The following is a 26,232-nucleotide window of genomic DNA, read 5'->3' on the forward strand; positions in this document are numbered from 1 at the left end:
CTGATCTGCTGCTTCCACTGGCCAAGCCCCCGACTGTTTCGACTTCTTCTAATACCGTCGAACTGTCGGGCTTATATTTGGTTTGACCTCGTGCGACAGGACGGCTATCTCGAAATATGAAGCGACGGCATCTTAGCCGAACGGGTCATGTCTTTGGCGCGAAATGGCCGAGAGGGACAGCATGATGGCGGATTACTACAGGCTGTCGCCGGCCGACGGCACGGCCGCGCCGAGGTCTGCGTCCCGATGCGGCGCGCGGGCAGCGGACGCAGCCAATGCTGTGTATCGGAGCGAACGTCATCCACGCGCATCGAATCGCATCGATCGTCGCGAACGAACGGGATACGAAACGACATTTCCGGCAATGCCGATTCGGGCGAACGCACACATGCCAGTCCGTTGTTCGCGCATCCTTTAGAATCGGCGCACTACCCTCCTCGCCTGCATCCGTGCCCGCCGATCATCGTCTCGACCTGAACCTGTTTCGCGTGCTCGACGCCGTCTACGTGCACGGCGGCATCGGTGCGGCCGCCCGTGCGCTGCATCTGACGCAGCCGGCCGTCACCCACGCGCTCAACCGGCTGCGCGCGCATTTCGGCGATCCGCTGTTCGTGCGCCAGGGCAACCGCGTCGTGCCGACCGAACGCACCCGTGCGATCATCGCGGACGTACAGCTTCACCTGGCCGGCCTGCAACGCACCGCGCGCGCGCCGTCGGCATTCGATCCGGCAACCCTCGACCTGAGCGTCGCGGTCGGCATTCGCGACGTGCTCGAGTCGATCGCGCTGCCGCAGATCGTCGCCGCGTTCGCCGACGAAGCGCCGGGCCTGCGGTTCGTGAGTCGCCGCGTCGCGGTGCACGACATCGAACGCGAACTCGCATCGGGCAATCTCGACCTCGTCGTCGACCGCCGCGTGCAAACCGGCCCGCGCATCGCAACCGAGCACCTGCTCGACGATTCGCTCGTCGTCGCGATGCGCCACGATCATCCGCTGATGAGCGGCACGCTTCGGCGCGGCGACTATTTCGCCGCGCGGCATATCGCGGTGTCGTCGCTCGGCGAACCGCAGTCGCTCGACGTGCTGCTCGGCAACGACGGGCGCTTCCGTCACATCCAGCTGGTCTGCCAGCACTATTTCGCCGCATGCCAGATCGCCGCGTCGGGAGACCTGCTGCTCACGCTGCCGCGCACGTATGCGCTGCGCATGACCTCGATGCTGCCGATCGCCGTGCAGCCGTTGCCGCTTCGGCTCAAGCCATTTCCGCTGCTCGCCTACTGGCACGAATCGCGCGAAACCGATCGCGCGCACCGGTGGGTGCGGGAACGTGTCGCGGCGCTGGTGCGGCGCAGCGCGGGCGTCGTGGCCCAGGATCGCGCTTCACGCCAATAGCGCAGGCTTGCGAGCCCGCCCCGGCGCCCGCGATTCCGGCCGAACCGGTATGCTGGCGGCTCTACGCCGCACGCCGTCGCGGCCCACTCGTTCCCGCTCACCGGAGACTTGCCATGTCGCTCATCCACGCTGCCGCCACCCTCGCCGCCGACGCGCCGAACTACGTCGTCCAGCTCCAGGCCGGCACGCACGCGCTGACCGGCGACGAAGCGCCGCGCGAAGGCGGGCAGGATCTCGGCCCGGCGCCGTACGAGTTCGTGCTCGCCGGCCTTGCGCAGTGCACGGCCGCGACGCTGCGCATGTACATGCAGCGCAAGGCGTGGCCGGACGTGCGCATCGACGTGCGCACCGAGTTGCATGCCGATCGCGAAGGGCTGCAGTACGTGCGCCGCGTCGTGACGCTCGACGGCCCCCTCGACGACGCGCAACGCCAGCGTCTCGCGGAAATCTGCGAGAAGACGCCGGTTACGCAGTTCATCAAGCGTGGCACGCGCATCGAAACGACGTTGAATTGACGATCGTCGTACGCAGCACCGGCATGCGGCGCGCGAAGCAGCCTGCCCCGCACGCGACCGATACCTGACATGCAAAACGGGCGGGCCGTGCGCGATGCGCGGCCCGCCCGTTCGCGAATGTCGTCCGGCGCTTACAGTCCGAGCGCGGACAGATCCAGCTTGCCGTCCTTCACCGGCGGGCACCAGAAATACGCACCCGTCAGCGGCCGCGTGAAGCGGAACAGACCGTCGACGATACCGTCGTCCGCGCCGCTCATCCGGCGCATCTGCACGTCGAACGCGCGGAACGAACAGCCGAACGCGACGAAGTAGAGGCCTGCGCGACGCGCATCGGACCACGGCGACGAGCGGCGCAGCATGAACGCCTCCGGCTCGAAGCTTTCCTGCGCGGTGCGCTTCACGTGCGCGAACTCGGGTGCGTCGTCGAGTTCCTCGTTGTCCGAGCGGCGGCGGCCGATGATGTGGTCCATGTCGCCGGACGCAATACGTTCCATCTGATCGAAGTCGTGCAGCCATTGCTGGACCGCGACGAAGCTCGAGCCGTCGAGCCCGGCGCCCTGCCCCGTGACGATCGCCGCGGCCACCGCGTCGTCGCCTTCCGGGTTCTCCGTGCCGTCCTCGTAACCGGACAGGTCGCGGTCGTTCGAATAGCGGAACCCATCGACGGCGTCCTGCAGCGCGAATGCCGGCGCAAGCGCGCGCTCGATCGCGCGTGCGCGCAGCACGAGGTCGCCGCGATCGTCGCCGCGCAGCCACACCCACACGTCGGCCGGCGTGATCGGCAGCGTGCGGTCGTTCACCGCGAACGCGGGGTATTCGGTGAGACCGGGAACCGGGCGTCCGATGTGCGCGGCCAGCGAATGTCCGAAGCCGACGACCGCGTCGCGCCCGTCGACGAGTGCGCGCAGCGCCGCGAGCGCCGCTGCCACGTTGTCGTTGTCCGAAATCGTGAAAGTCAGGTATCGGGCCGCCGTGTCGATCGGAGCCAGGATGCCTTGCTGAACGTCGCTCATCGTTTCCTCAGGAATGTATCGGGGTGAATCTGCGGGGCCGTACCGGCCGGCGCGTGGCAGGTGGCCGCGCGCCGCGCAACGCGAAAGTGTAATCGATGCGGGCGGCCGCCCCGTGCGCCACCGCGCCGCGGCGCGCGCCACGAAGAAGGGCCGGAACCCCGAATACTAACCGTATCGACGCAGCAACGCCGCATTCGTCAGACGTTGCAGCGAGTCCGGCACTGCTGATAAAATCCCTTCACGTCTTTTCGGCGTCCTTTCAACCGTTCACTTCAGGGAGGTGCAGATGTCCCGAATGCCAGCAACCTTCCCGAACGTGGTCCCACGGCGCGGCTGATCCAGCCCGTCGTCCGCGCCGGCTCCCGGATGCTTCGCTAACCCGCCAGCCCGCGCTTTTTTCCCGACAGCCCGTTTCGTTTTGTCCGCGTCGCTCGTGCGGCCGGCTGTTGCGTTTTCGACGTTCTCCGAACCGGAAAGTCCCGTCGCGCGATGCGCCGGGCAACGACACATGACCAGAAAAACCACTCGTCTGGGCGGCCAGGCGTTCCAGGCCGTTTTCGGCTTCACTTTCCGCTACTGGCGCAAACAGCCGGTGCGCACCGCGACGATCGCGGCACTCGCGCTGCTCGGCGCGCTCGCCGACGTGCTCACGCCGCTGTTCGCGGGCCGCCTCGTCGATGCGCTGTCGACCGGCCTGACCGACCGCGCCGCCGCGTGGCATTCGGCCATCGTCGCCTTCATCACGCTCGCCGCGCTCGGCATCGGCGCGACGCTGCTGCGGCAGGGCGTCTACCTGAACATCATCACGCTCACGCTGAAGATGATGAGCGAGATCGCGGCCGCGTCGTTCCATCGCGTGCAGCGCTTCTCGACCGACTGGCACGCGAACAGCTTCGCGGGTTCGACCGTGCGCAAGATCACGCGCGGGATCTGGGCACTCGACCTGCTCAACGACACCGTGCTGATCGCGCTGCTGCCGTCGGTGACGATGCTCGTCGGCGCGACCGTGCTGCTCGGCACGCACTGGCCGGTGATGGGGCTCGTCGTCGGCGCGGGTTCGCTGCTGTACATCTCGGTGACGGTCGCCGTGTCGCTCGGCATCGTCGCGCCGGCCGCGCGGCTCGGCAACCTGTGGGACACGCGCATGGGCGGCGCGCTTGCCGACGCAGTGAGCTGCAACGCCGTCGTCAAGGCGTTCGGCGCGGAAACGCGCGAGGAAGCGCGGCTCGCACGCGTGATCGGAAAATGGCGTCAGCGCACGCGCCGCACGTGGGTGCGCGGCACGTTCAACGGCGGGTTGCAGGGTGCGATGCTCGTCGCGATGCAGGCCGCGATGATCGGTGTCGCGTTGCGGCTGTGGGCGAACGACGAAGCGAGCGTCGGCGATATCGCGTTCTCGCTGACCATGTTCTTCATGCTCCAGGGCTATCTGCGCGACGTCGGCATGCACATCCGCAACCTGCAGCGCTCGGTCAACGACATGGAAGAACTCGTCGCGCTCGAGCATCAGCCGCTCGGCATCGACGATCGTCCCGACGCACCGGCGATCCGGATCGGCCAGGGCGAGATCCGCTTCGAACACGTGACGTTCCGCTACGGCAACCATCCGGTTGCGCTGTACGACGATTTCTCGATGCGCATCGCGCCCGGCGAGCGCGTGGGCCTCGTCGGCCATTCCGGGTCGGGCAAGACGACGTTCATCAAGCTGATCCAGCGTCTGTACGACGTGTCGGGCGGGCGCATCACGATCGACGGCCAGGACATCGCGCAGGTACGGCAGGATTCGCTGCGCAGCCAGATCGCGATCGTCCAGCAGGAGCCCGTGCTGTTCCACCGCACGCTCGCGGAGAACATCGCGTATGCACGCCCCGGCGCGAGCCGCGCCGACATCGAGCGCGCCGCGCGCCTGGCCAGCGCGCACGACTTCATCGTCGCGCTGCCGGATGGCTACGACACGCTCGTCGGCGAACGCGGGATCAAGCTGTCGGGCGGCGAACGCCAACGGGTCGCGATCGCGCGCGCGTTCCTCGCCGATGCGCCGATCCTGATCCTCGACGAAGCGACATCGAGCCTCGACAGCGAAAGCGAGGTGCTGATCCAGCAGGCAATGGAGCGGCTGATGGTCGGCCGCACGACGCTGGTGGTCGCGCACCGGCTGTCGACGGTGCGCTCGCTCGACCGCCTGCTCGTGCTCGATCGCGGCAAGGTGATCGAGGAAGGCAGTCACGACGAGCTGATCCGCATCGACGGCGGGATCTATCGCCGGCTGTTCGAACGGCAGGCGCTGGAACTGGCGAAGGGCCTGATCGATTCGCCGCAGCGCATGGTGGATGACGACGCGGGGCCGTTGGGGGAGCCGGCGGCGGTTTGATGGTCGTCCGTCACGACGTGGCCCGACGTCTGTATCCGCCGGGCCACGCCGGCGATCGGGTTCGGATCGAGGCCGTGCTGATGCACGGCCTCTTTTTTGATTCGTCGCTATCGCTCCCCTCCGGGCCAGACGAACGACGTATCCATCCGCGTCGCCCCGCCTGCCTGTCGCCCGGCCCACGGACATCGGACCGCCCACGTCCCTTCCGGCCCGCTCCACGAACACGAACGCACTGTTCGAAAGGCACGTACTACACACGTCCTCGCGACCGGCTTAAGCTAACGAGGCCCGCTGCCGAAGTCTGCGGCACTGACATTCCGGCAACCCGTCAGGATTCTTCGATACGCGCAAACTCGTCGACCAGAAAATCCAGCAGTGCACGCACCGAGGGAAGCAGCCCTCGGCGGGACGGGAATACCGCGTGGACGATCCCGCTTTTCGGTAGCCAGTCGGGCAATATCCGGATCAGTTCGCCACGGCGCAGTTCGTCGCTCACCATCATCGTCGGCAACTGGACAATGCCCGCTCCCGCCACCGCGGCCTGACGCAACGCAATCATGTCGTCGGTCACGAATCGTGGCGTGTGGCGCACCGTCGCCCGGGCATCGCCCAGGCCCTCGAGATGCCAGACATGTTGCGGTTGCGGTGGCCCGAAATCGAGACTCGGCCATTCGGTCAGCTCGGCAGGCGCCGCAATTGCATGCTGCCGCACGAGAGCTGGACTCGCGACGAGGCACCAGGTGCGTTCGCCGAGCACACGCATAACGAGATCGCTGTCCTTCAACGGCGGCGGGCGAACGCGAATGGCAATGTCGATCCCTTCGCCGACCACGTCGACGACGCGGTTGGTCGCCTCGAGATGCACGGTGACGCGCGGGTTGCGCGCCATGAACTCCCCCAGCATCGCGCCGATTCGGGCATGCAGCATCGCGACCGGACTGGTCAGTCGAACCACGCCCTGCGGCTCCGCCCGCATCTGCTCGATCACATCCTGTGCCGCCTCCGCCTCGACCAGCATCGCCTTGCAGTGGTTGTAGTAATGCTGGCCAATTTCCGTGACCGAGAACTGGCGAGTGGATCGCTGCACGAGTCGCACGCCGAGATGCCGTTCGAGCGTCGCGATCCGTCGGCTCAAGGTGGATTTCGGCACGCCGAGCACGCGGCTGGCCGGCGCGAAACCCTTGTGGTCAACCACCTGTGCGAAGAAATAGAGATCGTTGAGGTCCTGCATCGGCGCGCTCGATCGTTCCATAAATGAGACGCTGAGGATAACTCGCGCAGTCTACCGACGCAAAACAGGTTCCTCTACGCTTCGGTCATGCGCTCACCACGCAATCAGCCGGCTGAATCGCCCGGATAGCGCTCCCCCGACGTCGCCCGTGTCCGGCAGCACCCGAGCCACGCCGAATCGCGATGGAAGACTGCTTGTGTTCCACGTCCGACGACCACCCTGATCGCCTCATGAAATCGCTGAACCATGACGATATCCAAGCTTTCCTGCTCGCCGTCGAGCGGCAGAGCATATCCGAGTCCGCGCGTCGGCTCGGGTTGTCGAAATCCGTCGTCAGCAAACGCATCAGCGACCTGGAGCGCACGCTCGGCGTCCAGTTGTTGACGCGCTCCACCCGTAATGTCACGCCGACCGAATCAGGCCTGACGTTCTACCGTACCGCATCGGATTCGATACGCCGACTCATCGATGCCGCGGAAGCGATCGCAGAGCAATCGCAAGGGCTGTGCGGGGAATTGCGCATTACCGCGCCGATAAGCCTGACACGGCTCTGGCTCGGGGCGGCGATCGCACAATTCGCCGCAACTCATCCGCAATTGCGCGTCACGCTCGAGACCGACGATCGTATCGTCAACATCGGCGCGGAGCGGTTCGATGTGGCGATCCGTTCCGCACGGCTTCCCGACAGCATGCTCGTCGCACGCCGTCTCGCCGCCTGCGAGCGTGTTGTCGTATGCAGCCCGGGCTATCTCGCGGCGCACGGCGAACCGCGATCAATCGACCAGTTGCTTGGGCACAAGTGCCTGAACTACAGCAACGCGACGCCGTCCGCCACGTGGTCCTTCGTCACGCCGTCGGGTCTCGGCAAACCACGATCGATCAGCCCGGCAAGCACCTTTCTGTCCAACAACGGCGAAACACTGCGCGACGCGGCGATACAAGGCATCGGCATCGCGATGCTGCCACGCTACATCGCGGACGCAGACCTGCGCGACGGCCGGCTCGTGCGCTTGCTCGCAGCGGCAACGCCCCAGGACGAGACCATATATGCCGTATACCCGCGCAACCCGTTCGCGAATCACAAACTCAAACTGTTCATCGAGCATGTTCGTATCACGCTGCTCGACCCGAAGTGGCCCGGCAACGACGGCGACGACCGACACACCGATGCGCTCGCCGAAGATGCGCTCTGACACCCGCCGCCTCGGCTGACTCGGGACGATATCGAACGAGAGAGTCGCAACGAATACTCCTCCCCTGAATTTCCAGTCGATCAGTTATCCATATCGATTAGATGATGTCGTCCCAACCGGAATCCTCAACCCGACCATGTCCGTCAAGAAAATCCTCTCGTTCCCGGCGAAGGCGATCGGCACGCTCGCATTCGCGGCGGCCATCGCCACAACAGAGGTGGCACTGATTCTTTGCGGTCGCGATGTACGTCATGCTGGACGGATTCGATCTGGGTGTCGGCATCCTGCTGCTGTCCTCGAGGCACGGCCCCGAGCACGACGCGCTGGTCGACAGTATCGACCCCGTCTGGGACGGCAACGAAACGTGGCTGATTCTGGCCGCCATCGTCCTGTTCGGCGCGTTTCCCCTGGCCTATTCGATCCCCGCACCGGCCTTCTATCTGCCGTTCATGGTGATGCTGGTGTCGCTCGCCTCTCGCGGTGTTGCGATCGAGTTCCGGGTTCATACGCCGTTTCCACGCTTCTGGGACGGCGCGTTCAATATCGGATCGATACTCGCCGCGTTTGCCCAGGGCCTGGTTGGGGGTGCGCTGCTGTCCGGCGATATCGCGGTGGCAGGGGGCCGATTTTCCGGCAGCACACTGGACGTTTTCACGGGTTTCAATGTGCGGACGGCCCTGGCCGCCATCGCGGCGTATGCGAGCCTCGGCACCGCATCACGACGATGTGCCGCATGGGCTACGCCGCCGTGCGCCCCGAGCGCGCCTGGAACGGGCACGCGGCAACGGACCACGTTCGCGTGCCGCCTGTATGTCGCATCGCTGCTGGTGTTCGCATTGACCGGCTGCCTGCTCCACCTGCTTTTCGCCTTGATCTTTCGACTGCAGTGCCCGTAAGCATGACAGCCATTCGCGCAACCGCGCCAACCCCGGGTCCATCCGCTGTCCGTCCGGAAACGGCGCACCGGACCCGCCTTACCAGGAGTATTGCCATGAGCGCACCTGCCAACTTCAACGGTCAGCGCCCCGTCATCGACCCGAACGATACGGCGATGTTGTTGATCGACCATCAGAGCGGCCTGTTCCAGACCGTGAAGGACATGGAAATGACGGTCCTGCGCAATCACGCGATTGCGCTGGCCAGGATCGCCACGCTTTGCAAAATGCCGGTGATCACCACGGCGTCGGTTCCGCAGGGCCCGAACGGCCCGTTGATCCCGGAAATCCACGAAAGTGCGCCGCATGCCACCTACGTCGCGCGCAAAGGGCAGATCAACGCGTGGGACAATCCCGACTTCGTCGATGCGGTCAAAGCGACCGGCCGCAAGACGCTGATCATCGCGGGCACCATCACCAGCGTCTGCATGGCGTTCCCGGCCATCTCCGCGGCCCACGAAGGCTATAAGGTCTTTGCCGTGGTCGACGCATCGGGTACCTACTCGAAAATGGCGCAGGAAATCACGCTTGCCCGGGTGGTTCAGGCCGGTGTGGTGCCGATCGACACGGCTGCGGTCGCTTCCGAACTACAGCAGACCTGGCATCGCCCCGACGCACAACAATGGGCCGAAGTCTACGGGATGATTTTCCCCCCGTACCGCCTGCTCATCGAGAGCTACCTGAAAGCCCAGGAGGTGGTGAAGCATAACGAGCAGCTCGATTCCGAACGGGCATAACCCGGTCGGCCGTGCCGGTCCGCGCGCGCGGACCGGCTACACCCATCCTTCCCGATTCACGGGCCGCCCCGAATGCAGCGGCCCCGCCCGATGCTCACTCCGGCCGAATCAACAGGTCGTTCCTGACTGCGGCGACGCCGCTCACCGAGCTCGCTACCGCGGTTGCGATTTGAGACTGCGCGCTATCCGTCACCGAGCCGCGCAAGACGATCGCACCGTCGCGCGCAATGACGCCGATGTTGGCCGCATTCAGCCCCTTGGCGCTCCCCAGCGCGCGAACGACGGCCTTCTGAAGCCGGCGATTGGCGGCCCGGATTTCCTTCTTGCTGGACGTGACCGCCGGCGGCGCACTACCGGAACCGGCCGGCTCCGACTGAGCCTGGACGTTCACCGCAACGGACAGCGCGGTCGCCACGTAGAGCGACAACAGGGCGTGACTGGTCTTCATGTCTGATGTTCCTGATTTCGCGGCCCGGTATCGGGCCACGATCGAGATGATTAGAAAAATTTCCGGATGCCGACCGTCCCGCCGAACGTCGTGCCCGCGGTGCCATACAGTGCCCCGATCATCGACAGGCCGGTATTCATTGCCCCGTGATTGTTGACCAACCCGCATTGCGCGTAGAGGGTCGTGCTCTTCGACAGGAAATAGTCGGCGCCCACAGCCGCCATGACGGAATGATTGGTCGTACGGTTGCGATCGCTCGTCAGCCATACCCCTGCGTTGATACCCAGCGTCGGCGATGCGAACCAGTTGATGCCGCCGCCGAACACATTACTGTCGAACGAGCCGGCAACCTTGAAGTTGACGAACGATGCCTTTGCGGTGAGCGAGCCGAATTGATAGCCGACACCGATCATGCGGCCATCGAACTCGACATTGGTCGGCACCGGCGTGCTCTGCGCGCCGCCTGCATTGCCGCTGTAAAGCGCGGCATTGACCGTCAGTCCGCCGTGCTGGTATCGGATGCGCGCTGCATATTGCTTGCCGGAGCCAAAATCACCCGGCTTTCCGCCAAACGCGAACATGGTGCTGACGGTCAAACCGGAAAAGGTGGGGCTCGTATACGTCACTGCGTTGGGATTGAAAATGCTGGTTCCCAGCACGGTACCGACGTAAATGGTTGCTTCGCTGCCGAACAGCGAGAGATCGCGAGGATCCGAATCGTAAATTGCCTGAAAGAACGGGGAAAATTGCAACCCCATTTTCAACTCGCCGGCAGCGCCCGACAACGCAATCCACGATTCGCAACCGAACAGGTTTCCATTGCAGTGGAACAAGCTGCCGTCCGTCGCACTGATACCGCTCTGCAGACGAAACTTCGCCTTCAATCCACCTCCGAGATCTTCGACTCCCTGCAGGCCGAACTGCGAATAGTAGCGACCGCCGTCGATCATCGACACCTGGCTTCCATCGTTGAGACCGGTGACGGGGTTACGCGTCTTGTTCGTATAGAGCATCGCCACGTCAACCACACCGAATAGGGTGACACTGCCTTGAGCGTACGCAGGCGCGCATGCGGCAGTCGCCATCAGACAGCCGGCAAGCCCCAGCGAAACATGCTTTCTCGCTGACATCTTCATCTCCATACCTTGCCGCCAATCAAGCGACAATGGTTTGTTATCCTGATTTTTATAATCACATGCCGGATCGATCGACAAGACCGGTACCTATCTGCGTACCGTCAAGATCGACCTGGACGGTTCGATAGCGCGATCCGGCATCGCGAGCGCCAGCTCAGTAGCGGCGGATCGGTTTCGTCCCGAGCCACGGGTAGCGCTCCGTATCGCCGCCCGCATAATCCGGATCCAGATAGACGTGACACCGCTGGATCCTGAAATCGCGAATCTCGAACACATCGCACCAGCGCCCCGCGTGTGTGGCACCCGCCTGCCAGGCCGCCCCGGTTTTCAAGCTGCCGCTCGACAGCCCCTCGACGCACACGAGATCTCCGTGTTGAATGACGTTCAGGCAGGAAGTCTCGTGCGAGACGCCGGCAAGAATCGTCATGAGATCCCCAAACAACTGACCGATTTCCTCCTTGCCGCGTGCAACACCCCACTTCGGGAAATACATTTGCGCGTGGTCATCGAACAGTTCCAGCAGGTTGCCGCCCCGGTCCAGCCGCCTGAAGTACTCGAGCGCGATCGCCTTCCGTTGCTCATCGTTCATCGTCTTGATTTCCATCTTCGTCTCCTTTAACCAAAAACTTCATGCCCAGGTAAATACATTTGCATTCCTTATCGATTTTAAAATGACACTCCATTGAAATTTCCACGTCCGGAATGCTCCGTGCTTATTTCATGCCGGGGCGGCTACGCATCGAAAGATCGGGCCGGCGGTTTCGTCGTGAGCGCCCGGCCTCGGCAGGAACATCGCCATCAGGAAAAACGGGGGCGTCCCTGCGGAGCGCATGCCTGCACTGCCACGATCGGTTACTGTTCGATGAACAGCGGCGACATGTCGGCCACTGGCGACGGCCGGAGCAAAGCATGGGCGACGTCCAGCAACACCGGAGAAAGTTCGTTCAGCAGCGACTTCCATGTGCCGGGCCAGGACTGCACCGTCTGCCGGGCGACCCAGTCGTCCACGCTCGTCGGGTGCATATAGACACGCACCCGGTTCAGCGGGCCGACCATCACATTGAACGCGCCCAGCAAGCCATCGGCAAACGATGCGTCGTCGGCCAGCCCCCGTTGCGCGAAAGCCTGCCAGAACCGCGGCACGCCGCCTGCGCGGAACGTCAAGGTCGTCTCCGCGACCACCGCGCGTAGCGCGGACACCGGTATCGGCGCCCCATGTGCCGGCAACCAGTCGTTGCCGTTACCCCACATCGGCGTCGCCCGATCGAGGCTGGCCGGCACGAGAAATTCGTTTTCCTGGCGCAGGATCATCGGCCGGACTCGCGCGAAATAGGCGGCCAGACGCGTATTGCCGGGCAGGCCGCCCAACCGCGCTTGCCAGTCCGCGAAGTCGTCGTAGCGATAAAGGCAAACGACCGACTCGGACATACCGGATACAGCAGCGAACGCGCCGATCAGGCGCTGCAGGATCGGGCCCAGCCCGTCGGCGCGCAACTGCTGCGCCTCCCAGAAGTCATTCAGCATGCCTGGCTGCAGCGTGTAGGTACGGCGCTCGATCAGCATCGGTTTCTCCACTTCGCGGCGACGACGCCGCTATCGTGTTACAGGGGATCGGCGCCTTCGTAAGCGCGTTCCAGCAGTTCGCGAACCGCGTGTCGCTCGATCGGGCGAGGATTCGGATAGGCCTTGTCGACAATCAGGTCCGCCGCACAGTCGATGCCGTCGCGCGGCATCCCGATCTCGCGCAATGAACGAGGTGCATCGAGCGAGTCGATCAGGTCACGCAGCCCGGCGATCGCGTCCGTGGCACCGATCGCCCGCCCTACACGCCCGAGCGCATGCTCAACGTGAGCCGCGTTATAGCGCAGCGCATACGGCAGGATGACGGTATGGACGTCGGCATGAGGAAGATTGAACGTTCCGCCCAGCGTATGGCATATCTTGTGATGAACGCCCATTTGCACATTGCCGAGCACGGTTCCGCAGAGCCATGCGCCGTAAAGCGCATCGCCGCGCGCGTCGACGTCGGAAGGCGACACGTACAGACGCGGGAGCGCACTCGCGAGCGCACGTATCCCCTCTTCGGCCATCAGGCTATATACCGGGCTGCCATCGCGCGCATACAGTCCCTCGACGGCGTGCGCGATGGCGTTCATGCCACTCGTGACGCTCAGCTTCACCGGTAGCGTGAGCGTCAACCGCGGGTCATATACAACGCACCGCGGCAGCACGCGCCAGTCCTTGCCGGTTTTCTTCACACCCGCTTCGGTCAGCCCGTAGAGTGGTGTCATCTCGGAGCCGGCGTAGGTTGTCGGCAACGCGATGATCGGCAGATCGGCTTCCAGCGCAATGGCCTTCGCAAGGCCAGTCGTCGACCCGCCGCCCGCCGCGATGCACGCATCCGCGCCGGACTCCCGCATCACCCGGACCGCCTCTCGCGCCACCTCGACAGGGACATGCATGACTGCCTTGGCCAACACGCCCGCACTGCGCTTTCCGAGCAGATGGTCGATTCGACGCCCCAACTCCGCCTGTTCGGGCGTCGTAATCAGGATGGCCCGAGCGACACCCAGCGAGTCGAGAATCCCGGGAAGGGTTTCCAGGCTGCCGCTGCCGAACACGACCCGACCGCCGTGGCTTTCATGGTTGAACGACTGCATGATGTGATTCCTGCTCAAAGGGGTGTCCGCCGCGCGACCGGGTCATGTACCGAGCGTGCATCTCGCATATTCGATTTCCGCATCACGTATTCCGTGCTCGGTCGCCGGATCAACGTGCAGTGTTACGGCCGCGCCGGCCGCTTCGAACAGGGCCGCCGACCGGCGGACGTATTCCACCGGGACATGAGGGTCGTGCTCCCAGGTCGAAAACAGTACCGGCATCCCTGAAAAATCGTGCGCAGCCGGAGCGCGCGGCAGTTCCGACGGCCCGATCAGCGCACCGGTAAAGGAAATCAACGCACGGTACCGCCGCCGGCTGCGCCACACGAACTCGCTGCACAGGCAGGCACCTTGCGAAAACCCCATCAGCACCTGCGATGCATACGGGATACCCTGCAACCGCAGCCGCTCCGACAGCGCGTCCAGGCACGCGAGCGCGTCGGAAAGACGGGGCTCGTTCAATTCGACAGGAACCAGAAAACGCTCTGGATACCACGATGCACCGTCTGCCATGGGCGCCCGCCATGCAAGGTCCGGCCGACCGAAACGGCGCACGACGTGATCGTGCATCCAGTCCGCCGACTGACCACGCCCATGCACGAGAATTACCGCGGCACGGGCACGATCGATCGGCTCGCCATAATCGATCACCGGCTGTTCGAGATGTGCATTCGTCATGAGATCGACACTTCCAGACAATCGCAGCGGGTGGCACGTAGCCACCCGGCCTGCTTCTCATTTCAGTAATTGAGGGCTTCCAGCGACTCAAGGATCACTGCGCGCTGACTTTCGAACTGCGGCGCAAGCTGCACCGTCTGCCCCATCTTCTCGTACGGTTCGTCGACGAGGAACGCATCCGGCTTCGAAACGGTCGCCTCGAACATCGCGCCGCTCGGGGTGCGAACGTAGATCGATTCGAAGTAACCGCGGTCCTTGCGCTCCGACGTATCGGTAAAGCCAAGGCCTTCGAGATTCGCCTTGACCCGATCCTGTACCAAGCGGTCGGCAACCTGGAACGCGCAGTGATGCACGATCCCCTCGCCGTACGTCCAGCTCGCCTGCGGCATGTCCGGTTCCAGCACGTAATCGACAAACTTGCCGGAGCCGCCGTCGCCGAACGCATAGCGAGCGAACTTGCCATCCTTCTCGACCTCGTGCGCCGACCAGCCCTGCTGCATGAATTCCTGCGAAGCCTCCATGTCGCGCACGTTCACGCCGATCGTATGCAGACCGCGAATAGCCAGCTCGGCCGGCACGTCGCCGTTCGAATAGGGCTTGCGCGCGTCGTCGGCAATGCCGATCAGCTCGTACGGGATGCCGCACGGATGGGAAAACGACAGGACCTGCTCGCCGAAACGTTCCGAACGGCGGACCTCGAATCCGTGCGCGGCGAGCCGTCGTTCCCAGAACGGAATCGCCGACTCAGGAACCGACAGCGACAGGCCGCCGATCTGCCCCGCACCGCGCTGACCCTTGCGGCCGAAATGCGCCACCGGAAAGCAGGTAATCAGCGTGCTTTCCTCTCCGAGATCATTTCCGTAGTAAAGGTGGTAAAACGGCGCCATGCCGTCGTAGATGAGCGTCTTCTTCACGCTTTTCAGCGACAGCACCTTCGTATGAAAGTCGTAGTCCTGTTGCGCGGTGCCGACGCACAGCGTGATGTGATGGTGGCGCATGATCGCCTGGTTGATCTGGGTCATGTTTGTCTCCTTCATGGAATCGAATGCGATACGAATTCACGGCGGACAGGAACCGGCCGACGTACTAACCGGTCATCGCGTCGTCGACGAGTTGCCAGATGAAGCGCCCCGACGGACGCTTCTGCTCTTCCGCGATATGCGCGATCAATCCGGCCGCGCGACCGAGCACGGCGAAGCCGCGCATCAACGACGGGGGAATACCGAGATCGCCAAGCAGTGCCGCAATCGCGCCGGTCGCATTGATCGTGATGTGCTTGCCGGCAGCGGCATCGACTTCCGCAGCCAGCATGTCGAGCGCTTCGCAATGTGCGCCATACGTACCGGCGTCGCGCGCGAGCGCCAGCAATGCGATGGCACGCGGATCGTCCGGCCGGTGCAGATGGTGACCAAATCCCGGAACGGGCTCGTGCCGTGCACGGTATTCACGCGCCACATCCGCGGCTTCGCGCGGCGCGTCCGGCTGTGCCGCGACAATCCTCGCGAGCAACTCCGCGGCCGGCTCCATCGTGCCGACGAAACGGCTGGCCACCGCAAGCAGGCCTGCGGCTACGCCCGCCTGAAGATTCTCGGGCGAACTCGAGTAAACCATCCGCGTCGCAATCGCACTGGGGGTCATGCCATGCTCCATCAGCGTCACGAGAATCGCATCGACGACACGTCGCTGGTTCTGCCCGAGCGCGATACCGAAGGTCTGCTGCATGAATACATCGATAAAACCTGCGTTGCCGATCAGGTCGTGGACGAGATTACTGTCGCCGTAGTACACCGCATCCGCGGTGTAGTGACAGAGCCGGCTATCCGGCACATCGGCCTTGCCCGCCATCACTGCCCCCTTGTTCCCAGGATCGCATCCCGAACAGCCGGCTTGAGCACCTTGCCGACCGCGCTACGCGGCAATGCATCGAAAAAATGAACGACCTTCGGCGTCTTGACCGAACCCAGCTCGCGCTTGACGAAGGCGATCAGTTCGTCCGTGCGTACGCTTGCGCCCGGGCGCAGTTGCACCGCGGCATGTACCGCTTCGCCCCACTTATCGTCCGGAACGCCGACCACCGAGCAGTCCGCGACGGCCGGGTGCCCCGACAGGACCACTTCGACGTCTCCCGGATAAACATTGAATCCGCCAGTGATGATGACGTCGCGCATGCGGTCGCGCAGAAAAAGATAGCCGCGCTCGTCGAACACGCCCGCATCGCCGGTACGCAGCCAGCCGTCGATCAGGGTCTTGCGCGTTTCTTCTTCCGCATTCAGGTATCCGCTCATGACAAGGCCGCCGCGCACGGCGATCTCGCCCTCCTCGCCCGGCGGTAGCGGCGCCCCATCCTTGCCGACGACCGCCACCCGCGTCAGCAGCGTCGGTCGTCCGACCGACGCCAGGTTCTCGCCCGTCATGTCGGTCGGCGGCAGGAACGTGATGATTTGCGGTGCTTCAGTCTGCCCGAACGATGTACAAACGACCGGACCGAACACGGCCTGCGCATCGCGAATCTGCTCGGGCCGCATCGGAGCGCCCCCGTAGACCAGATAGCGCAACGAACCGAGCGCGCGCGGCATGCGGCGCTGTTCGTCGGCGAGCGCCTGGATCAGCGTCGGCGGTGCAAAGAAGACCGTCACGTCGTGCGCGCTCGCGTTATCGAGCAACGCACCCGGTTTCGCATGGTCGGGAAAGACCAGCGCACCGCCCGAGCCGAGGATCGGCAGCATGTATGTAGAAGTGCCGTGCGTGATCGGAGCCGCGACGAGATACCGGTCATTCGGCTGCAACCCGAGTTCATGAATCTGAGTCGCGATGCTCGTCGTCCACGCACGCAGCGGCTGGATCACCCCTTTCGGGAAACCTGTCGTCCCGCCGGTAAACTTGATGGCCTGCGCGTCGTCCAGCGGAATCCCGGCGCGCGAGCGAGGGCCCATCGCGAGCGCATCGCGATTTCCGGTCTGACGGGCCAGCGCCTCGAGCGGCTGCAACGGCGCAGCGATCGGCTCGAGACGCTCCAGCATCGCCGTATCGGCGAGTACCAGGGACGGCTTGACGAAATCGACGATGCGGTGCAACTCGGGATCGCCATTGCGCGGATTGAGCGGCACCCAGATCTTGCCGGCCGCGAGAATCGCGAGAATTGCCACCAAATGGTCGACCGAATTCGCGGCCCCCACACAAACACGGCTGCGCGGCTGCGGATCGATGCGATCGAGCGCGGCGGCGCGATCGAGCACGATTTCCGCGAGCGCGGAAAACGTCAGATCGCCCGCCGAGCTGATCACCGCGAGACGGTCGGGATGCCGCTGCACGGCACGCCACAAATAGTCGATTGGATACATGGGACGGACTCCGGGTTCAGGGCGCACTCGAGGCGAGTGCCATCAGTACGTGGCTGAACTTTATGAATTGTTCAAATGTTCGAACATTCGGATATACCCGAGGACCATGCGATACGTCCCCGCAACAAGGGAAGCGGCGCGCTTCATGAGACGTGTCGGGACGAACATTCGAACAAAGCGACCGAGCCGCCCGCTATACTGGAAGCCGCCCAATCATGCGTTGCCCCCGATGAACGCCCCCGTCCAAGCGTCCGATACCGTCTCGCTCGAATCCCCCCAGCCTCGTCATGTCGACCTTGCACGCACGTTGATGCACGACATCGGCAGCGGCCGATACCGAGTCGGCGACATGCTGCCGACGGAAGCCGAGCTTTGCGCCCAATGGAATCTCAGCCGCTATGCCGTGCGTCAAGCCATTCTGAAGCTGTGCGAGCTTGGCCTGATCAGCCGCCAGGCAGGGATCGGCACGCGCGTGATCGCGAGTCATCCGCACACGCGCTACGTGCAGTCGATGGATTCGTTATCGGATCTCGCCCGCTACGCGCAAGGCACGCGACTCGATGTCGTATCGCGAAGCGTCCGTCCCGTGAGCGATGCCGAGTCCGCCCTCCTGCACTGCGCACCGGGGACCAAATGGCTGCATATCGCCGGCATTCGCCACGATGTATCGGGTACAGCCGAGCCGATCGCGCTCGTCGACCTGTATGTCGCGGAGCGCTACAGTCGCCTGAAGGGCGTGGCAGAAACGCTCGACACACCGATACACACGATGCTCGAGCAACAGTTCGGCATCAAGGCGACTCGCGTCGAACAGCAGATCCAGGGGCTGCTGCTCGTCGGCGACCAGGCAGTCGCATTGCGGGTGCCGGACCAATCGGCCGGGCTGCGCATCGTGAGAACCTATTACGCTCAGGACACGGTGATCGAGGTCACGTCGGGCATTCATCCAGCAAGCCGCTTCAGTTATTCGATGACGTTTCAGCTGACGCATACATCGAACTGATACTCGATCTCCGGCGGCGTGCCGTGTCGAGCGAACGCGTCGCGTTCGTTCGACAAAAACGCTCTGTTCGACCAATCGTGTCTACCGCGCTTGCAACGTTTCGCTTAACGTAGCGTTTTAAATCCGCCGGCTGCTGCGCGATACCCTTTTCCGCGTTTCGGCTCGTTCGCACCATATTCTCTTCCAATAATATGTACTGCGAATTTTCATGTCGGATTCTCGATAACGCGCATGCCTGCCACGCAACCGATCACGAATCGCAACCATGAAAGGAAACGACGATGGACCTCAATCTCAGCGGACGTACGGCACTCGTATCCGGAGCAAGCAAGGGCGTAGGCAAGGGCATTGCACGAGCGCTGGCCGCCGAGGGCGTAAACCTGGTGATGCTGGCTCGAGGAGCGGATGAACTCGAGCGCACTGCCCGCGACATCGCGGACGAATTTGGCGTGCAGACGCTGCCCGTCAGCACCGACGTCAGGAACGCGGACGAGGTTCGGCATGCCAGCTCACGAGCCCGCGCGCACTACACGAACGTCCATATCGTGGTCAACAACGCAGGGGCCGCGATTCAGCGCAGCGATCGCGAAATTCTGTGGGACGACAGCGACTGGCTCAGCCAGATCGAGATCAAGAACCTCGGCGCATTGCGGGTGATCCGGGAGTTTCTGCCGCTCGTTCCAGACGATGGCACCGGACGAATCATCAACATCACGGGAGCATCGGGAACGATGACCTGGAACCCTGCGCTGACGTATGGGATGAACAATGCCGCACTCATTCATATGACCGGCTATCTCGCGGCCGATCTCGCGAGCCACAGGATCAACGTCAATGCGGTGGTGCCCGGACTGGTCGGCACTGAATGGCGAGAGGAATGGGCGCAGTCGATGGCCATCAAGGCAGGGAAGCCGGTCAGCGACTGGTTGCGCGAATTCTGCATCGGGAAGGGCATCCTGTCAGGACGCTGGGCGCACGTGGAAGAAATCGGCAGCATGGTTGCCTATCTGTCCTCCGATCATGCCCGCTATATCAACGGTGCACGCATCGCCGTCGACGGTGGCCTCACGGTAAACGCGCGGTGAGCAATCGATACGCCGGATCGTCGACGATATTTGCAACCCACCGGGCCGGTGCACCCGGGCCCGGCGCCATCGCCCCGGATCACTTATCATACCGGCCAGGCAATTTGCGACGAAAGGCAGATCATGTTTACAGGCATTGTTCAGGGTATTGGCGTCATCGAGACCATCAAGGATCACGGCGAGCTGCGAACGTTCAGCATCGCGTTCCCCGAGGGCTTCACCACCGACATCGAGATCGGCGCGAGCGTGTCGGTCGACGGCGTCTGCTTGACCGTGACGACGATCCATTCCCCGGCCCTGATCGACTTCGACGTGATGCTGCCGAGCCTGCGCATCACCACGCTGGCCGACCTCACGACCGGCGCGCGCGTCAACGTGGAGCGGGCCGCCAAGGATGGCGCGGAAATCGGCGGGCATCCGCTGTCCGGCCACGTCGACTTCATGGGGACCATCGCGGACATCGCGTCGTCCGAGCACAACCGGATGATCCGGATCGCCGTGCCGGCCGATTTCAAACGCTATGTGTTCGCGAAGGGCTATATCGCGATCAACGGCTGCAGCCTCACCGTGTCGGACGTCAACCGCGACGAAGGCTGGTTCGACGTGTGGCTGATTCCGGAAACGCGCCGCGCGACGACCTTCGATGCGAAGGGCGTCAGCGACAAGGTCAACATCGAGATCGAGCGCAGCACGCAGGTGGTCGTCGATACGATCCGCGAATCGGTCAAGGAAACGCTGGGCGAATTGACCGGCGTCGTCACAACGTTGCTGGCGGAAAAAGGCATCGACATCGAGGAACTGCTCGCGCGCAACGTCGCGCGGCTGCCTAAGCAGTAATGAACGGCGCCTTACCCGGTGATCCCCGGATCACCGGGTATCGGCCCGCGTTCTGCCCCCGGTTCGGCCACCTCGCGTGCCGGCCTTACTCCGCTTCCACGGCCACGCCCTTCCCCACCGCCACCCGCTGCGACCGATAGATCCCCGCGTGTCCGGAGAACAGGTACGCCACCACGCAAGCGACGATCGCATACACGCCGATATCCGCGCCGAACAGTTCGATCGCCATGATCGTCGACGCGATCGGCGTATTGGCCGCGCCCGCGAACACCGCGACGAAGCCGAGCCCCGCGAGCACCGGCACCGGCAGCGCGAGCACCTGTCCGAGCGCGTTGCCGAGCGTCGCGCCGATGTAGAACAGCGGCGTCACTTCGCCGCCCTTGAACCCCGACGCGAGCGTGACAACGGTAAACGCGAACTTGCCCGCGAAATCGTAAGCCGGCAGCGGCCCGTGGAACGCGGCCTCGATCGTAGGAATACCGAGGCCGAGATACTGCGGCACGTTCAGCACGGTCGCAGCCGCGGCAACCAGCAGGCCGCCGAGCACCGGCTGTAGCGGCGCGTAGCGCACGATCCGCCGAAGCCATGCCGTCAGCCCGTGCGTCGCGTATGCGAACAGTCGACCGACGACACCGAACGCGATACCCGCCACCACCGTCGCGGCAAGCCCCGCCGCCGACGCGGCCGGCACGAACGGAATCGCATACACGGTGTGATGCACGCCCCACGCGCGGCACACGACGTCCGCGACGATCGCCGATGCAACGCAGGTCAAGAGCGCGTCGTACCGCAAGCGGCCGATCGCGAGCACCTCGAGCCCGAACACGGCACCGGCGAGCGGCGTGCCGAACACCGACGAGAACCCGGCCGCGATACCGCCCATCAGCAGCACGCGCCGATGCTCGCGATCGAGACGGAACACGTGCGTGACGCGATCGGCGAGCGCGCCGCCCATCTGCACGGCCGTGCCCTCGCGGCCGGCCGACCCGCCGAACAGGTGCGTGACGACGGTCGCGACGAGCACGAGCGGCGCCATCCGCTTCGGCACGAGCGCCTTCGGGTCGTGGATCTCGTCGATCAGCAGGTTGTTGCCGCGCGCAACCGACTGGCCAAACCGATGGTAGATCCAGCCCGTCGCGAAACCGGCGGCCGGCAATCCCCACAAGAGCCACGGATGCGCGACGCGCGTGCCGGTCGCCCAGTCGAGCGCGATCAGGAACACCGCGGAAGCCGAGCCGGCCAGCACGCCGAGCAGGGCCGAGAGTGCGAGCCAGCGGCACACGTAGCGCACGGTCGCGAAAAAATCGGCAGAAGTCGAAAAAAACATGATTTCCAGATTCGACGGAACATCGAACCCTGGGCGGCAGAACACCGCATGGACGGCCTGCGACCTCCTGACGACCCAGGAACACGCAGGCATCATCAGCCGGGCAAACCGGCGGTTGAGGGCCGAATCGTGCACGGAACGCGCCAGGATCGACCGCAGGGAGGCATGCCATCTCCGCTGGCGGCAATTGTACGCGACGCGAAGCACGGCGCGCAATGCGGCCCCAGCCCCGGCCCCGGCCGCACGTGCTGCCCGGGCCACGCGCGAGGCCCCGGCGCGCCGTCAGTCGCGCGGCATGCGCGTCACACGCGAGATCAGCTGCGGACCGATCCGCTCGAGCGGCAGGATCGCCGATGCCGCGCCGATGGCCGCGGCCGCCTTCGGCATTCCATAGACGGCGCTCGTCGCCTCGTCCTGCGCGATCGTGTAGCAGCCCTTCGCGCGCATCGCCTTCAGCCCGAGTGCGCCGTCGCGTCCCATTCCCGTCAGCAGCACGCCCAGCGCATCGCCCTGCCAGCCATCGGCGACGCTGTTGAAGAACACGTCGATCGACGGCCGGTACGGCGTCTCGGCCGGATGTCGCGTATAGCCAAGCACACCGCTCGACGACAGGCACAGGTGATCATTGGTCGCCGCGAGCAGCACCTCGCCCGCCTGCGGCACGCTACCCTGCCGCGCGATACGCACGGGCAGCCGCGTATAGCCGTCGAGCCAGTCCGCCATGCCGAGCGCGAATGCCTGGTCGACGTGCTGCACGATCACGAGCGCGGCCGGAAAATCGGCCGGCAGCGCGCGCAACAGCGCGGTGAGCGCGGTCGGGCCACCCGCCGACGCACCGATCGCGACGAGCGTCGGCTGGCCGCGCGCGGGCGCCGGCCCCGGCGGCACGAGCGTGACCGTGCGGCTTTCGAGCAGCCGGCCGATCTGGTCGATCTTCGCGAGCAGCGGCTGCCGCGCCCCATCCGACGGCAGGCCAAGCGCGGGCGTCGGCGTGTCGACCGCGTCGAGGGCGCCGGCACCCATCGCCTCGTAGACCGACGACGTGTTCGCACTGACGCTCGCGGTCACGATCAGGATCGCGCACGGCGCACGCGCCATGATCTGCCGGGTCGCGGCCACGCCGTCGAGCTTCGGCATCACGAGGTCCATCAGCACGAGATCGGGCGGATGCGCGACGCAAAAATCCACCGCCTCGTCGCCATCGGTCGCCACCCACAGCACCCGGTGATCGGTGCGCAGCGCGATCACGCGGCGCAGTGCCTCGACGGCAAGCGGCAGATCGTTGACGATACCGATGTTCATCCGCGTGCATCCCCGATCAGGTCGTGCACCGCATCGAGCAGCGCCTCGTCGTGGAAACTGCTCTTCGCGAGGTAGTAGTCGGCGCCGGCATCGAGTCCGCGCCGGCGATCCTCGTCGCGGTCCTTGTACGACACGATCATCACCGGCACGCGCGTGAGCATCGGATCGCCCTTGATGAGCGTGACGAGCTCGATCCCGTCCATGCGCGGCATGTCGACATCGGTCACGACCAGGTCGAACGCGTCGCTGCGCACCGCGTTCCAGCCGTCCATTCCGTCGACCGCGACGGTCACGTCGTAGCCACGCTTCTCCAGCAGCTTGCGTTCGAGCTCGCGCACCGTCAGCGAATCGTCGACGACGAGCACGCGGCGGCGCCGGTCGGCGAGCGCGAGTTGCGGATCGCGCGTGAGCTTCGCGAGTTGTCCGCCGCGCACGAGCTTGTCGACCGAGCGGATCAGGTCCTCGACATCGACGATCAGCACCGGGTCGCCGTTCTCGAGCAGCGCGCCGGCCGCGATGTTCTGGATCTTGTGAAGGCGGCTGTCGAGCGGCTGCACGACGAGCATACGCTCGCCGAGGAAGCGGTCGACCGCGACGCCGTACAGCTCGGGCTCGCCGCCGACGATTACCACCGCCGTGCTGGTACGCGTGATGTCGGGTTCGCCTGCATCGAGCAGCTGATGCGCGGAAACAAGGCCCGCACGCCGCCCGTCGAACGGAAAATGCGGCTGGCCCTCGAGCACGTCGATGTCTTCGTGTGCGAGTTCGAGCGTGCGCCGCACGTGGGCAAGCGGGAACGCGTACGGCTCGCCGCCGACCTCGACCAGCAGGCTGCGGATCACCGACAGCGTGAGCGGCAGCTGCAGCACGAAACGCATGCCCGCACCGGGCTCGTTGAAGATGCGCACCGCGCCGCGCACGCCGCGCGCCATCTCCTGCACCGCGTCGAGGCCGACACCGCGCCCGGACACGTCGGTCACCGCGTCGCGCATCGAGAAGCCCGGCAGCAGCAGGAATTCGAGCAGTTCGGGATCGGATAACCGCGCGGCCGTCTCGTCGTCGGTCAGGCGCTGACGGACAACGGCCGCGCGCAGCGCGTCCATGTCGACGCCCGGGCCGTCGTCGATCACGCTGACGAGCAGCGAGCCGGCGCTGTGGCGCGCTTCGAGCGTCACGCTTGCCTCGGCCGGCTTGCCGCGCGCACGCCGCGCGTCGGGCGACTCGACGCCGTGGTCGAGCGCGTTGCGCAGCAGGTGGCCGAGCGGCGCGTCGAGCAGATCGAGAATGTCGCGGTCGACCTGCGTGCCTTCGCCGACGATCGAGAAGCGCACCTGCTTGCCGAGCGAGCGCGCGAGATCCCGGACGATGCGCGGATACGCGCGCGTTGCGTCGCCGAACGGCCGCATCCGGCACTGCAGCGCCTCGTCGTACAGTTGCTCGGCGATGTGCGTGCTGCGTCGCTCGAAGCGGTCGAATTCGTCCATCCGCTCGGCCAGCGAACGCTGCAGGTCGTTGAGCATGTGCCGCACTTCGTTCACCGACGCGAGCACGCCCGCGCCAAGCTCGTCCGCAAACTGTTCGTACACCAGATCGAGCGAACGGGCCGCGTCGCGCTGCGCGCGCTTCACGCGCAGCATCGATTCGGAGAACGGCTTGAGCCAGCGCGATTCGACGAGAGATTCGCCGGACAGGCTCAATAGCCGGTTCAGCGTATCGGCCCGCACGCGGCGCATCGCGCCCGCGCCGGCCGCACGGTCGGCCTGGACCGAATCCGGCACGGCCGCCGATACGGCCAGCGGCGGCACCTCGGCCCCCGCTCCCACCGGCTCGTTCGCGGCGCCGTCGTGCTCGCGAAGCGGTACGACGGACGGCGGCGCCGGCGGCGGTGCGAACGTCGGCGCCGGCATCGCCTGCACGCCGTCCGCGCCAATGAGCGCCAGCGCGAACGCATCGATCTCGGACGACGACACGGGCGGCGCGTGCGGATCCGCGACACGCACCAGCAGGTCGACGCCGGCGAGCAGCACGTCGACGTGCGCCGCCGTCAGCGCGATCGTGCCGGCTTGCGCGGCGACGAAGCATTCCTCCATGCGCCCCGCGATGTCGACGCCGAGCGGCACGCCGACGATGCGCGCCGCACCCTTCAGCGAATGCGCTGCGCGCATGCATGCTTCCAGCGCGACGGAATCGGGCTCGCCCGATTCGAGCGCGAGCAGGCGCTCGGACAGCGCCTGGGTCTGAGTGCGCGTCTCCTCGCGATACAGTTCGAGCAGCGACAGGTGGCTCAGATCGTCATCGCCGCTCATCGCATGCTCCGGGTCACGGCGTCGAACAGACGATCGTCGTCGAGCAGGCCCACCGACTTGCCGCGCCACGACAGCACGCCGCGCGACAGGCCGGCGCTCGCGCGTCCGACCGTCGCCGGCACGGGTACCCATTCGGATGCGCCGAAGTGCAGCACGCCCTCGACTTCGTCGACCGGAAACACTACCGGCTCGCCCTGGTGCGCGACGACCAGCAGACGCGTGAAGCGGCCGTCCTCGTCGCCAGTGACGTTCTTGCCGCCCTTGCCCGCATCGAGGCCGAGCAGCGCGCCGATCGAGATCGCGATGCGCAGCGTGCCGCGAATGTTGACCACGCCGCGCACGGCAGAGTGCCGTCGATGCGGCAGCGAATGGATCGGGCGCGTGCCGGCGATCTCGCGCAGCACGCCGATCGGCAACGCGAGCCATTCGTCGGCGACGCGAAATGCGAGCGCCGCCTGGCGCGTGTCGTCGTCGCCATGCGCGCGGGTTGCGTCGAACGCGCTCATCCGGCGTGTGGCCTCGGCCATCTCGGTCGCACCGAGCGGACGCTCGAGCAGTTTCGCCGCGTGATACGCGTAGACCGGACAGTTCAGGCAGCGCAGACAGTCGGCCAGCCGCTCGCACGAACGGTCGCCGCGCGTGCCGATCCGGTTCCAGCAATCGTCGACGCCGATCGTCGTGCCGTCAGTGACAACGGCGTCGCTGTTCATTCTTTCCTCGGTC

24 protein-coding genes and 1 riboswitch are annotated in these 26,232 nt (G+C 65.1%); of the genes, 9 read left to right on the top strand and 15 right to left on the bottom strand.

Annotated elements, in window-relative coordinates:
- The first annotated feature begins 449 nt into the window (after nt 1–449).
- Together DIE13_RS07330 and DIE13_RS07335 are read left to right on the top strand one after the other, a co-directional pair.
- On the top strand, nt 450–1,391 hold the full coding sequence (locus DIE13_RS07330; protein WP_124826512.1) for a LysR family transcriptional regulator: 942 nt from the start codon (nt 450–452) through the stop codon (nt 1,389–1,391).
- 113 nt (nt 1,392–1,504) lie between these two features.
- Entirely contained in the window at nt 1,505–1,906 is a 402-nt protein-coding gene (locus tag DIE13_RS07335) for an OsmC family protein (RefSeq protein WP_124826513.1), read from the top strand.
- A gap of 131 nt (nt 1,907–2,037) precedes the next feature.
- On the opposite strand, the gene DIE13_RS07340 is transcribed toward DIE13_RS07335, so the two are convergent.
- On the bottom strand, nt 2,038–2,919 hold the full coding sequence (locus DIE13_RS07340; protein ID WP_124826514.1) for a Dyp-type peroxidase: 882 nt from the start codon (nt 2,917–2,919) through the stop codon (nt 2,038–2,040).
- Nucleotides 2,920–3,427: 508 nt separating this feature from the next.
- Here DIE13_RS07340 and DIE13_RS07350 point away from each other — a divergent pair.
- A complete protein-coding gene (locus tag DIE13_RS07350; RefSeq protein ID WP_124826515.1) occupies nt 3,428–5,290 on the top strand; it encodes an ABC transporter ATP-binding protein in 1,863 nt (620 codons plus the stop codon).
- Between the two features lie 328 nt (nt 5,291–5,618).
- Here the strand turns inward: DIE13_RS07350 and DIE13_RS07355 are convergent, their stop codons facing one another.
- On the bottom strand, nt 5,619–6,521 hold the full coding sequence (locus tag DIE13_RS07355) for a LysR family transcriptional regulator (RefSeq protein WP_124826516.1): 903 nt from the start codon (nt 6,519–6,521) through the stop codon (nt 5,619–5,621).
- Nucleotides 6,522–6,751: 230 nt separating this feature from the next.
- Here DIE13_RS07355 and DIE13_RS07360 point away from each other — a divergent pair, with 230 nt between their 5' ends.
- The 3 genes from DIE13_RS07360 to DIE13_RS07370 all read left to right on the top strand — a co-directional run bounded on the left by DIE13_RS07360 (nt 6,752) and on the right by DIE13_RS07370 (nt 9,386).
- Nucleotides 6,752–7,714, top strand: a complete 963-nt coding sequence (locus DIE13_RS07360) for a LysR family transcriptional regulator (protein WP_124826517.1) — start codon at nt 6,752–6,754, stop codon at nt 7,712–7,714.
- A gap of 242 nt (nt 7,715–7,956) precedes the next feature.
- Entirely contained in the window at nt 7,957–8,610 is a 654-nt protein-coding gene (locus DIE13_RS07365) for a cytochrome d ubiquinol oxidase subunit II (RefSeq protein WP_124826518.1), read from the top strand.
- 95 nt (nt 8,611–8,705) lie between these two features.
- Nucleotides 8,706–9,386: a hydrolase gene (locus DIE13_RS07370; RefSeq protein ID WP_124826519.1), complete on the top strand. Its 681-nt coding sequence runs from the start codon at nt 8,706–8,708 to the stop codon at nt 9,384–9,386.
- A 94-nt stretch (nt 9,387–9,480) separates the two neighbouring features.
- Here DIE13_RS07370 and DIE13_RS07375 read toward each other — a convergent pair whose 3' ends face one another.
- From DIE13_RS07375 to DIE13_RS07415, 9 genes are all read right to left on the bottom strand, one after another.
- On the bottom strand, nt 9,481–9,834 hold the full coding sequence (locus tag DIE13_RS07375) for a BON domain-containing protein (RefSeq protein WP_124826520.1): 354 nt from the start codon (nt 9,832–9,834) through the stop codon (nt 9,481–9,483).
- Between the two features lie 50 nt (nt 9,835–9,884).
- Nucleotides 9,885–10,976 carry a porin gene (locus DIE13_RS07380; RefSeq protein WP_390680040.1) on the bottom strand — a complete coding sequence of 364 codons (1,092 nt, stop codon included), beginning with the start codon at nt 10,974–10,976 and terminating at the stop codon, nt 9,885–9,887.
- Between the two features lie 148 nt (nt 10,977–11,124).
- Nucleotides 11,125–11,574 carry a nuclear transport factor 2 family protein gene (locus DIE13_RS07385; protein WP_124826521.1) on the bottom strand — a complete coding sequence of 150 codons (450 nt, stop codon included), beginning with the start codon at nt 11,572–11,574 and terminating at the stop codon, nt 11,125–11,127.
- Nucleotides 11,575–11,822: 248 nt separating this feature from the next.
- The gene (locus tag DIE13_RS07390) at nt 11,823–12,533 is read right to left on the bottom strand and encodes an NIPSNAP family protein (RefSeq protein WP_124826522.1); all 711 of its coding nucleotides are present in this window, start codon (nt 12,531–12,533) and stop codon (nt 11,823–11,825) included.
- A 38-nt stretch (nt 12,534–12,571) separates the two neighbouring features.
- Nucleotides 12,572–13,630 carry a maleylacetate reductase gene (locus tag DIE13_RS07395; RefSeq protein ID WP_124826523.1) on the bottom strand — a complete coding sequence of 353 codons (1,059 nt, stop codon included), beginning with the start codon at nt 13,628–13,630 and terminating at the stop codon, nt 12,572–12,574.
- A 42-nt stretch (nt 13,631–13,672) separates the two neighbouring features.
- A complete protein-coding gene (locus tag DIE13_RS07400) occupies nt 13,673–14,308 on the bottom strand; it encodes an alpha/beta hydrolase (RefSeq protein WP_124826524.1) in 636 nt (211 codons plus the stop codon).
- Between the two features lie 62 nt (nt 14,309–14,370).
- Nucleotides 14,371–15,330 carry a VOC family protein gene (locus DIE13_RS07405; RefSeq protein ID WP_124826525.1) on the bottom strand — a complete coding sequence of 320 codons (960 nt, stop codon included), beginning with the start codon at nt 15,328–15,330 and terminating at the stop codon, nt 14,371–14,373.
- 64 nt (nt 15,331–15,394) lie between these two features.
- Nucleotides 15,395–16,153 (bottom strand): citryl-CoA lyase, encoded by a 759-nt coding sequence (locus DIE13_RS07410; protein WP_124826526.1) that lies wholly within the window; start codon nt 16,151–16,153, stop codon nt 15,395–15,397.
- Nucleotides 16,153–17,649: a class I adenylate-forming enzyme family protein gene (locus DIE13_RS07415; RefSeq protein ID WP_124826527.1), complete on the bottom strand. Its 1,497-nt coding sequence runs from the start codon at nt 17,647–17,649 to the stop codon at nt 16,153–16,155. Before DIE13_RS07415 ends, DIE13_RS07410 begins: the two co-directional genes overlap by 1 nt.
- Nucleotides 17,650–17,698: 49 nt before the next feature.
- Here DIE13_RS07415 and DIE13_RS07420 point away from each other — a divergent pair, with 49 nt between their 5' ends.
- The 3 genes from DIE13_RS07420 to DIE13_RS07430 all read left to right on the top strand — a co-directional run bounded on the left by DIE13_RS07420 (nt 17,699) and on the right by DIE13_RS07430 (nt 20,574).
- Complete coding sequence (locus tag DIE13_RS07420; RefSeq protein WP_244107968.1) at nt 17,699–18,652, top strand: GntR family transcriptional regulator; 954 nt, start codon at nt 17,699–17,701, stop codon at nt 18,650–18,652.
- A gap of 281 nt (nt 18,653–18,933) precedes the next feature.
- The gene (locus tag DIE13_RS07425) at nt 18,934–19,737 is read left to right on the top strand and encodes an SDR family NAD(P)-dependent oxidoreductase (protein WP_124826528.1); all 804 of its coding nucleotides are present in this window, start codon (nt 18,934–18,936) and stop codon (nt 19,735–19,737) included.
- A gap of 123 nt (nt 19,738–19,860) precedes the next feature.
- A complete protein-coding gene (locus DIE13_RS07430; protein WP_124826529.1) occupies nt 19,861–20,574 on the top strand; it encodes a riboflavin synthase subunit alpha in 714 nt (237 codons plus the stop codon).
- A gap of 85 nt (nt 20,575–20,659) precedes the next feature.
- Here DIE13_RS07430 and DIE13_RS07435 read toward each other — a convergent pair whose 3' ends face one another.
- The 4 genes from DIE13_RS07435 to DIE13_RS07450 all read right to left on the bottom strand — a co-directional run bounded on the left by DIE13_RS07435 (nt 20,660) and on the right by DIE13_RS07450 (nt 26,219).
- Nucleotides 20,660–21,901, bottom strand: coding sequence for a voltage-gated chloride channel family protein (locus tag DIE13_RS07435; RefSeq protein ID WP_124826530.1), 1,242 nt, complete (start codon nt 21,899–21,901; stop codon nt 20,660–20,662).
- Between the two features lie 79 nt (nt 21,902–21,980).
- Nucleotides 21,981–22,086, bottom strand: a riboswitch (Fluoride riboswitch).
- Between the two features lie 97 nt (nt 22,087–22,183).
- Nucleotides 22,184–23,203 (bottom strand): chemotaxis response regulator protein-glutamate methylesterase, encoded by a 1,020-nt coding sequence (locus DIE13_RS07440; protein WP_124826531.1) that lies wholly within the window; start codon nt 23,201–23,203, stop codon nt 22,184–22,186.
- The gene (locus DIE13_RS07445) at nt 23,200–25,509 is read right to left on the bottom strand and encodes a hybrid sensor histidine kinase/response regulator (RefSeq protein ID WP_124826532.1); all 2,310 of its coding nucleotides are present in this window, start codon (nt 25,507–25,509) and stop codon (nt 23,200–23,202) included. The genes DIE13_RS07440 and DIE13_RS07445 overlap by 4 nt, the downstream gene beginning before the upstream one ends.
- Complete coding sequence (locus DIE13_RS07450; RefSeq protein ID WP_124826597.1) at nt 25,506–26,219, bottom strand: chemotaxis protein CheW; 714 nt, start codon at nt 26,217–26,219, stop codon at nt 25,506–25,508. The genes DIE13_RS07445 and DIE13_RS07450 overlap by 4 nt, the downstream gene beginning before the upstream one ends.
- Nucleotides 26,220–26,232 lie beyond the last annotated feature (13 nt).

Source organism: Burkholderia sp. Bp9016 (assembly GCF_003857765.1).
Classification (GTDB): Bacteria; Pseudomonadota; Gammaproteobacteria; order Burkholderiales; family Burkholderiaceae; genus Burkholderia.

Bases quoted from the DNA above. Each gene is read 5' to 3' on its own strand.
- DIE13_RS07335 (WP_124826513.1), top strand. From the start codon at position 1,505: ATGTCGCTCATCCACGCTGCCGCCACCCTCGCCGCCGACGCGCCGAAC.
- DIE13_RS07340 (WP_124826514.1), bottom strand. From the start codon at position 2,919: ATGAGCGACGTTCAGCAAGGCATCCTGGCTCCGATCGACACGGCGGCC.
- DIE13_RS07350 (WP_124826515.1), top strand. From the start codon at position 3,428: ATGACCAGAAAAACCACTCGTCTGGGCGGCCAGGCGTTCCAGGCCGTT.
- DIE13_RS07355 (WP_124826516.1), bottom strand. From the start codon at position 6,521: ATGCAGGACCTCAACGATCTCTATTTCTTCGCACAGGTGGTTGACCAC.
- DIE13_RS07360 (WP_124826517.1), top strand. From the start codon at position 6,752: ATGAAATCGCTGAACCATGACGATATCCAAGCTTTCCTGCTCGCCGTC.
- DIE13_RS07365 (WP_124826518.1), top strand. From the start codon at position 7,957: ATGTACGTCATGCTGGACGGATTCGATCTGGGTGTCGGCATCCTGCTG.
- DIE13_RS07370 (WP_124826519.1), top strand. From the start codon at position 8,706: ATGAGCGCACCTGCCAACTTCAACGGTCAGCGCCCCGTCATCGACCCG.
- DIE13_RS07375 (WP_124826520.1), bottom strand. From the start codon at position 9,834: ATGAAGACCAGTCACGCCCTGTTGTCGCTCTACGTGGCGACCGCGCTG.
- DIE13_RS07380 (WP_390680040.1), bottom strand. From the start codon at position 10,976: ATGGAGATGAAGATGTCAGCGAGAAAGCATGTTTCGCTGGGGCTTGCC.
- DIE13_RS07385 (WP_124826521.1), bottom strand. From the start codon at position 11,574: ATGGAAATCAAGACGATGAACGATGAGCAACGGAAGGCGATCGCGCTC.
- DIE13_RS07390 (WP_124826522.1), bottom strand. From the start codon at position 12,533: ATGCTGATCGAGCGCCGTACCTACACGCTGCAGCCAGGCATGCTGAAT.
- DIE13_RS07395 (WP_124826523.1), bottom strand. From the start codon at position 13,630: ATGCAGTCGTTCAACCATGAAAGCCACGGCGGTCGGGTCGTGTTCGGC.
- DIE13_RS07400 (WP_124826524.1), bottom strand. From the start codon at position 14,308: ATGACGAATGCACATCTCGAACAGCCGGTGATCGATTATGGCGAGCCG.
- DIE13_RS07405 (WP_124826525.1), bottom strand. From the start codon at position 15,330: ATGACCCAGATCAACCAGGCGATCATGCGCCACCATCACATCACGCTG.
- DIE13_RS07410 (WP_124826526.1), bottom strand. From the start codon at position 16,153: ATGGCGGGCAAGGCCGATGTGCCGGATAGCCGGCTCTGTCACTACACC.
- DIE13_RS07415 (WP_124826527.1), bottom strand. From the start codon at position 17,649: ATGTATCCAATCGACTATTTGTGGCGTGCCGTGCAGCGGCATCCCGAC.
- DIE13_RS07425 (WP_124826528.1), top strand. From the start codon at position 18,934: ATGGACCTCAATCTCAGCGGACGTACGGCACTCGTATCCGGAGCAAGC.
- DIE13_RS07430 (WP_124826529.1), top strand. From the start codon at position 19,861: ATGTTTACAGGCATTGTTCAGGGTATTGGCGTCATCGAGACCATCAAG.
- DIE13_RS07435 (WP_124826530.1), bottom strand. From the start codon at position 21,901: ATGTTTTTTTCGACTTCTGCCGATTTTTTCGCGACCGTGCGCTACGTG.
- DIE13_RS07440 (WP_124826531.1), bottom strand. From the start codon at position 23,203: ATGAACATCGGTATCGTCAACGATCTGCCGCTTGCCGTCGAGGCACTG.
- DIE13_RS07445 (WP_124826532.1), bottom strand. From the start codon at position 25,509: ATGAGCGGCGATGACGATCTGAGCCACCTGTCGCTGCTCGAACTGTAT.
- DIE13_RS07450 (WP_124826597.1), bottom strand. From the start codon at position 26,219: ATGAACAGCGACGCCGTTGTCACTGACGGCACGACGATCGGCGTCGAC.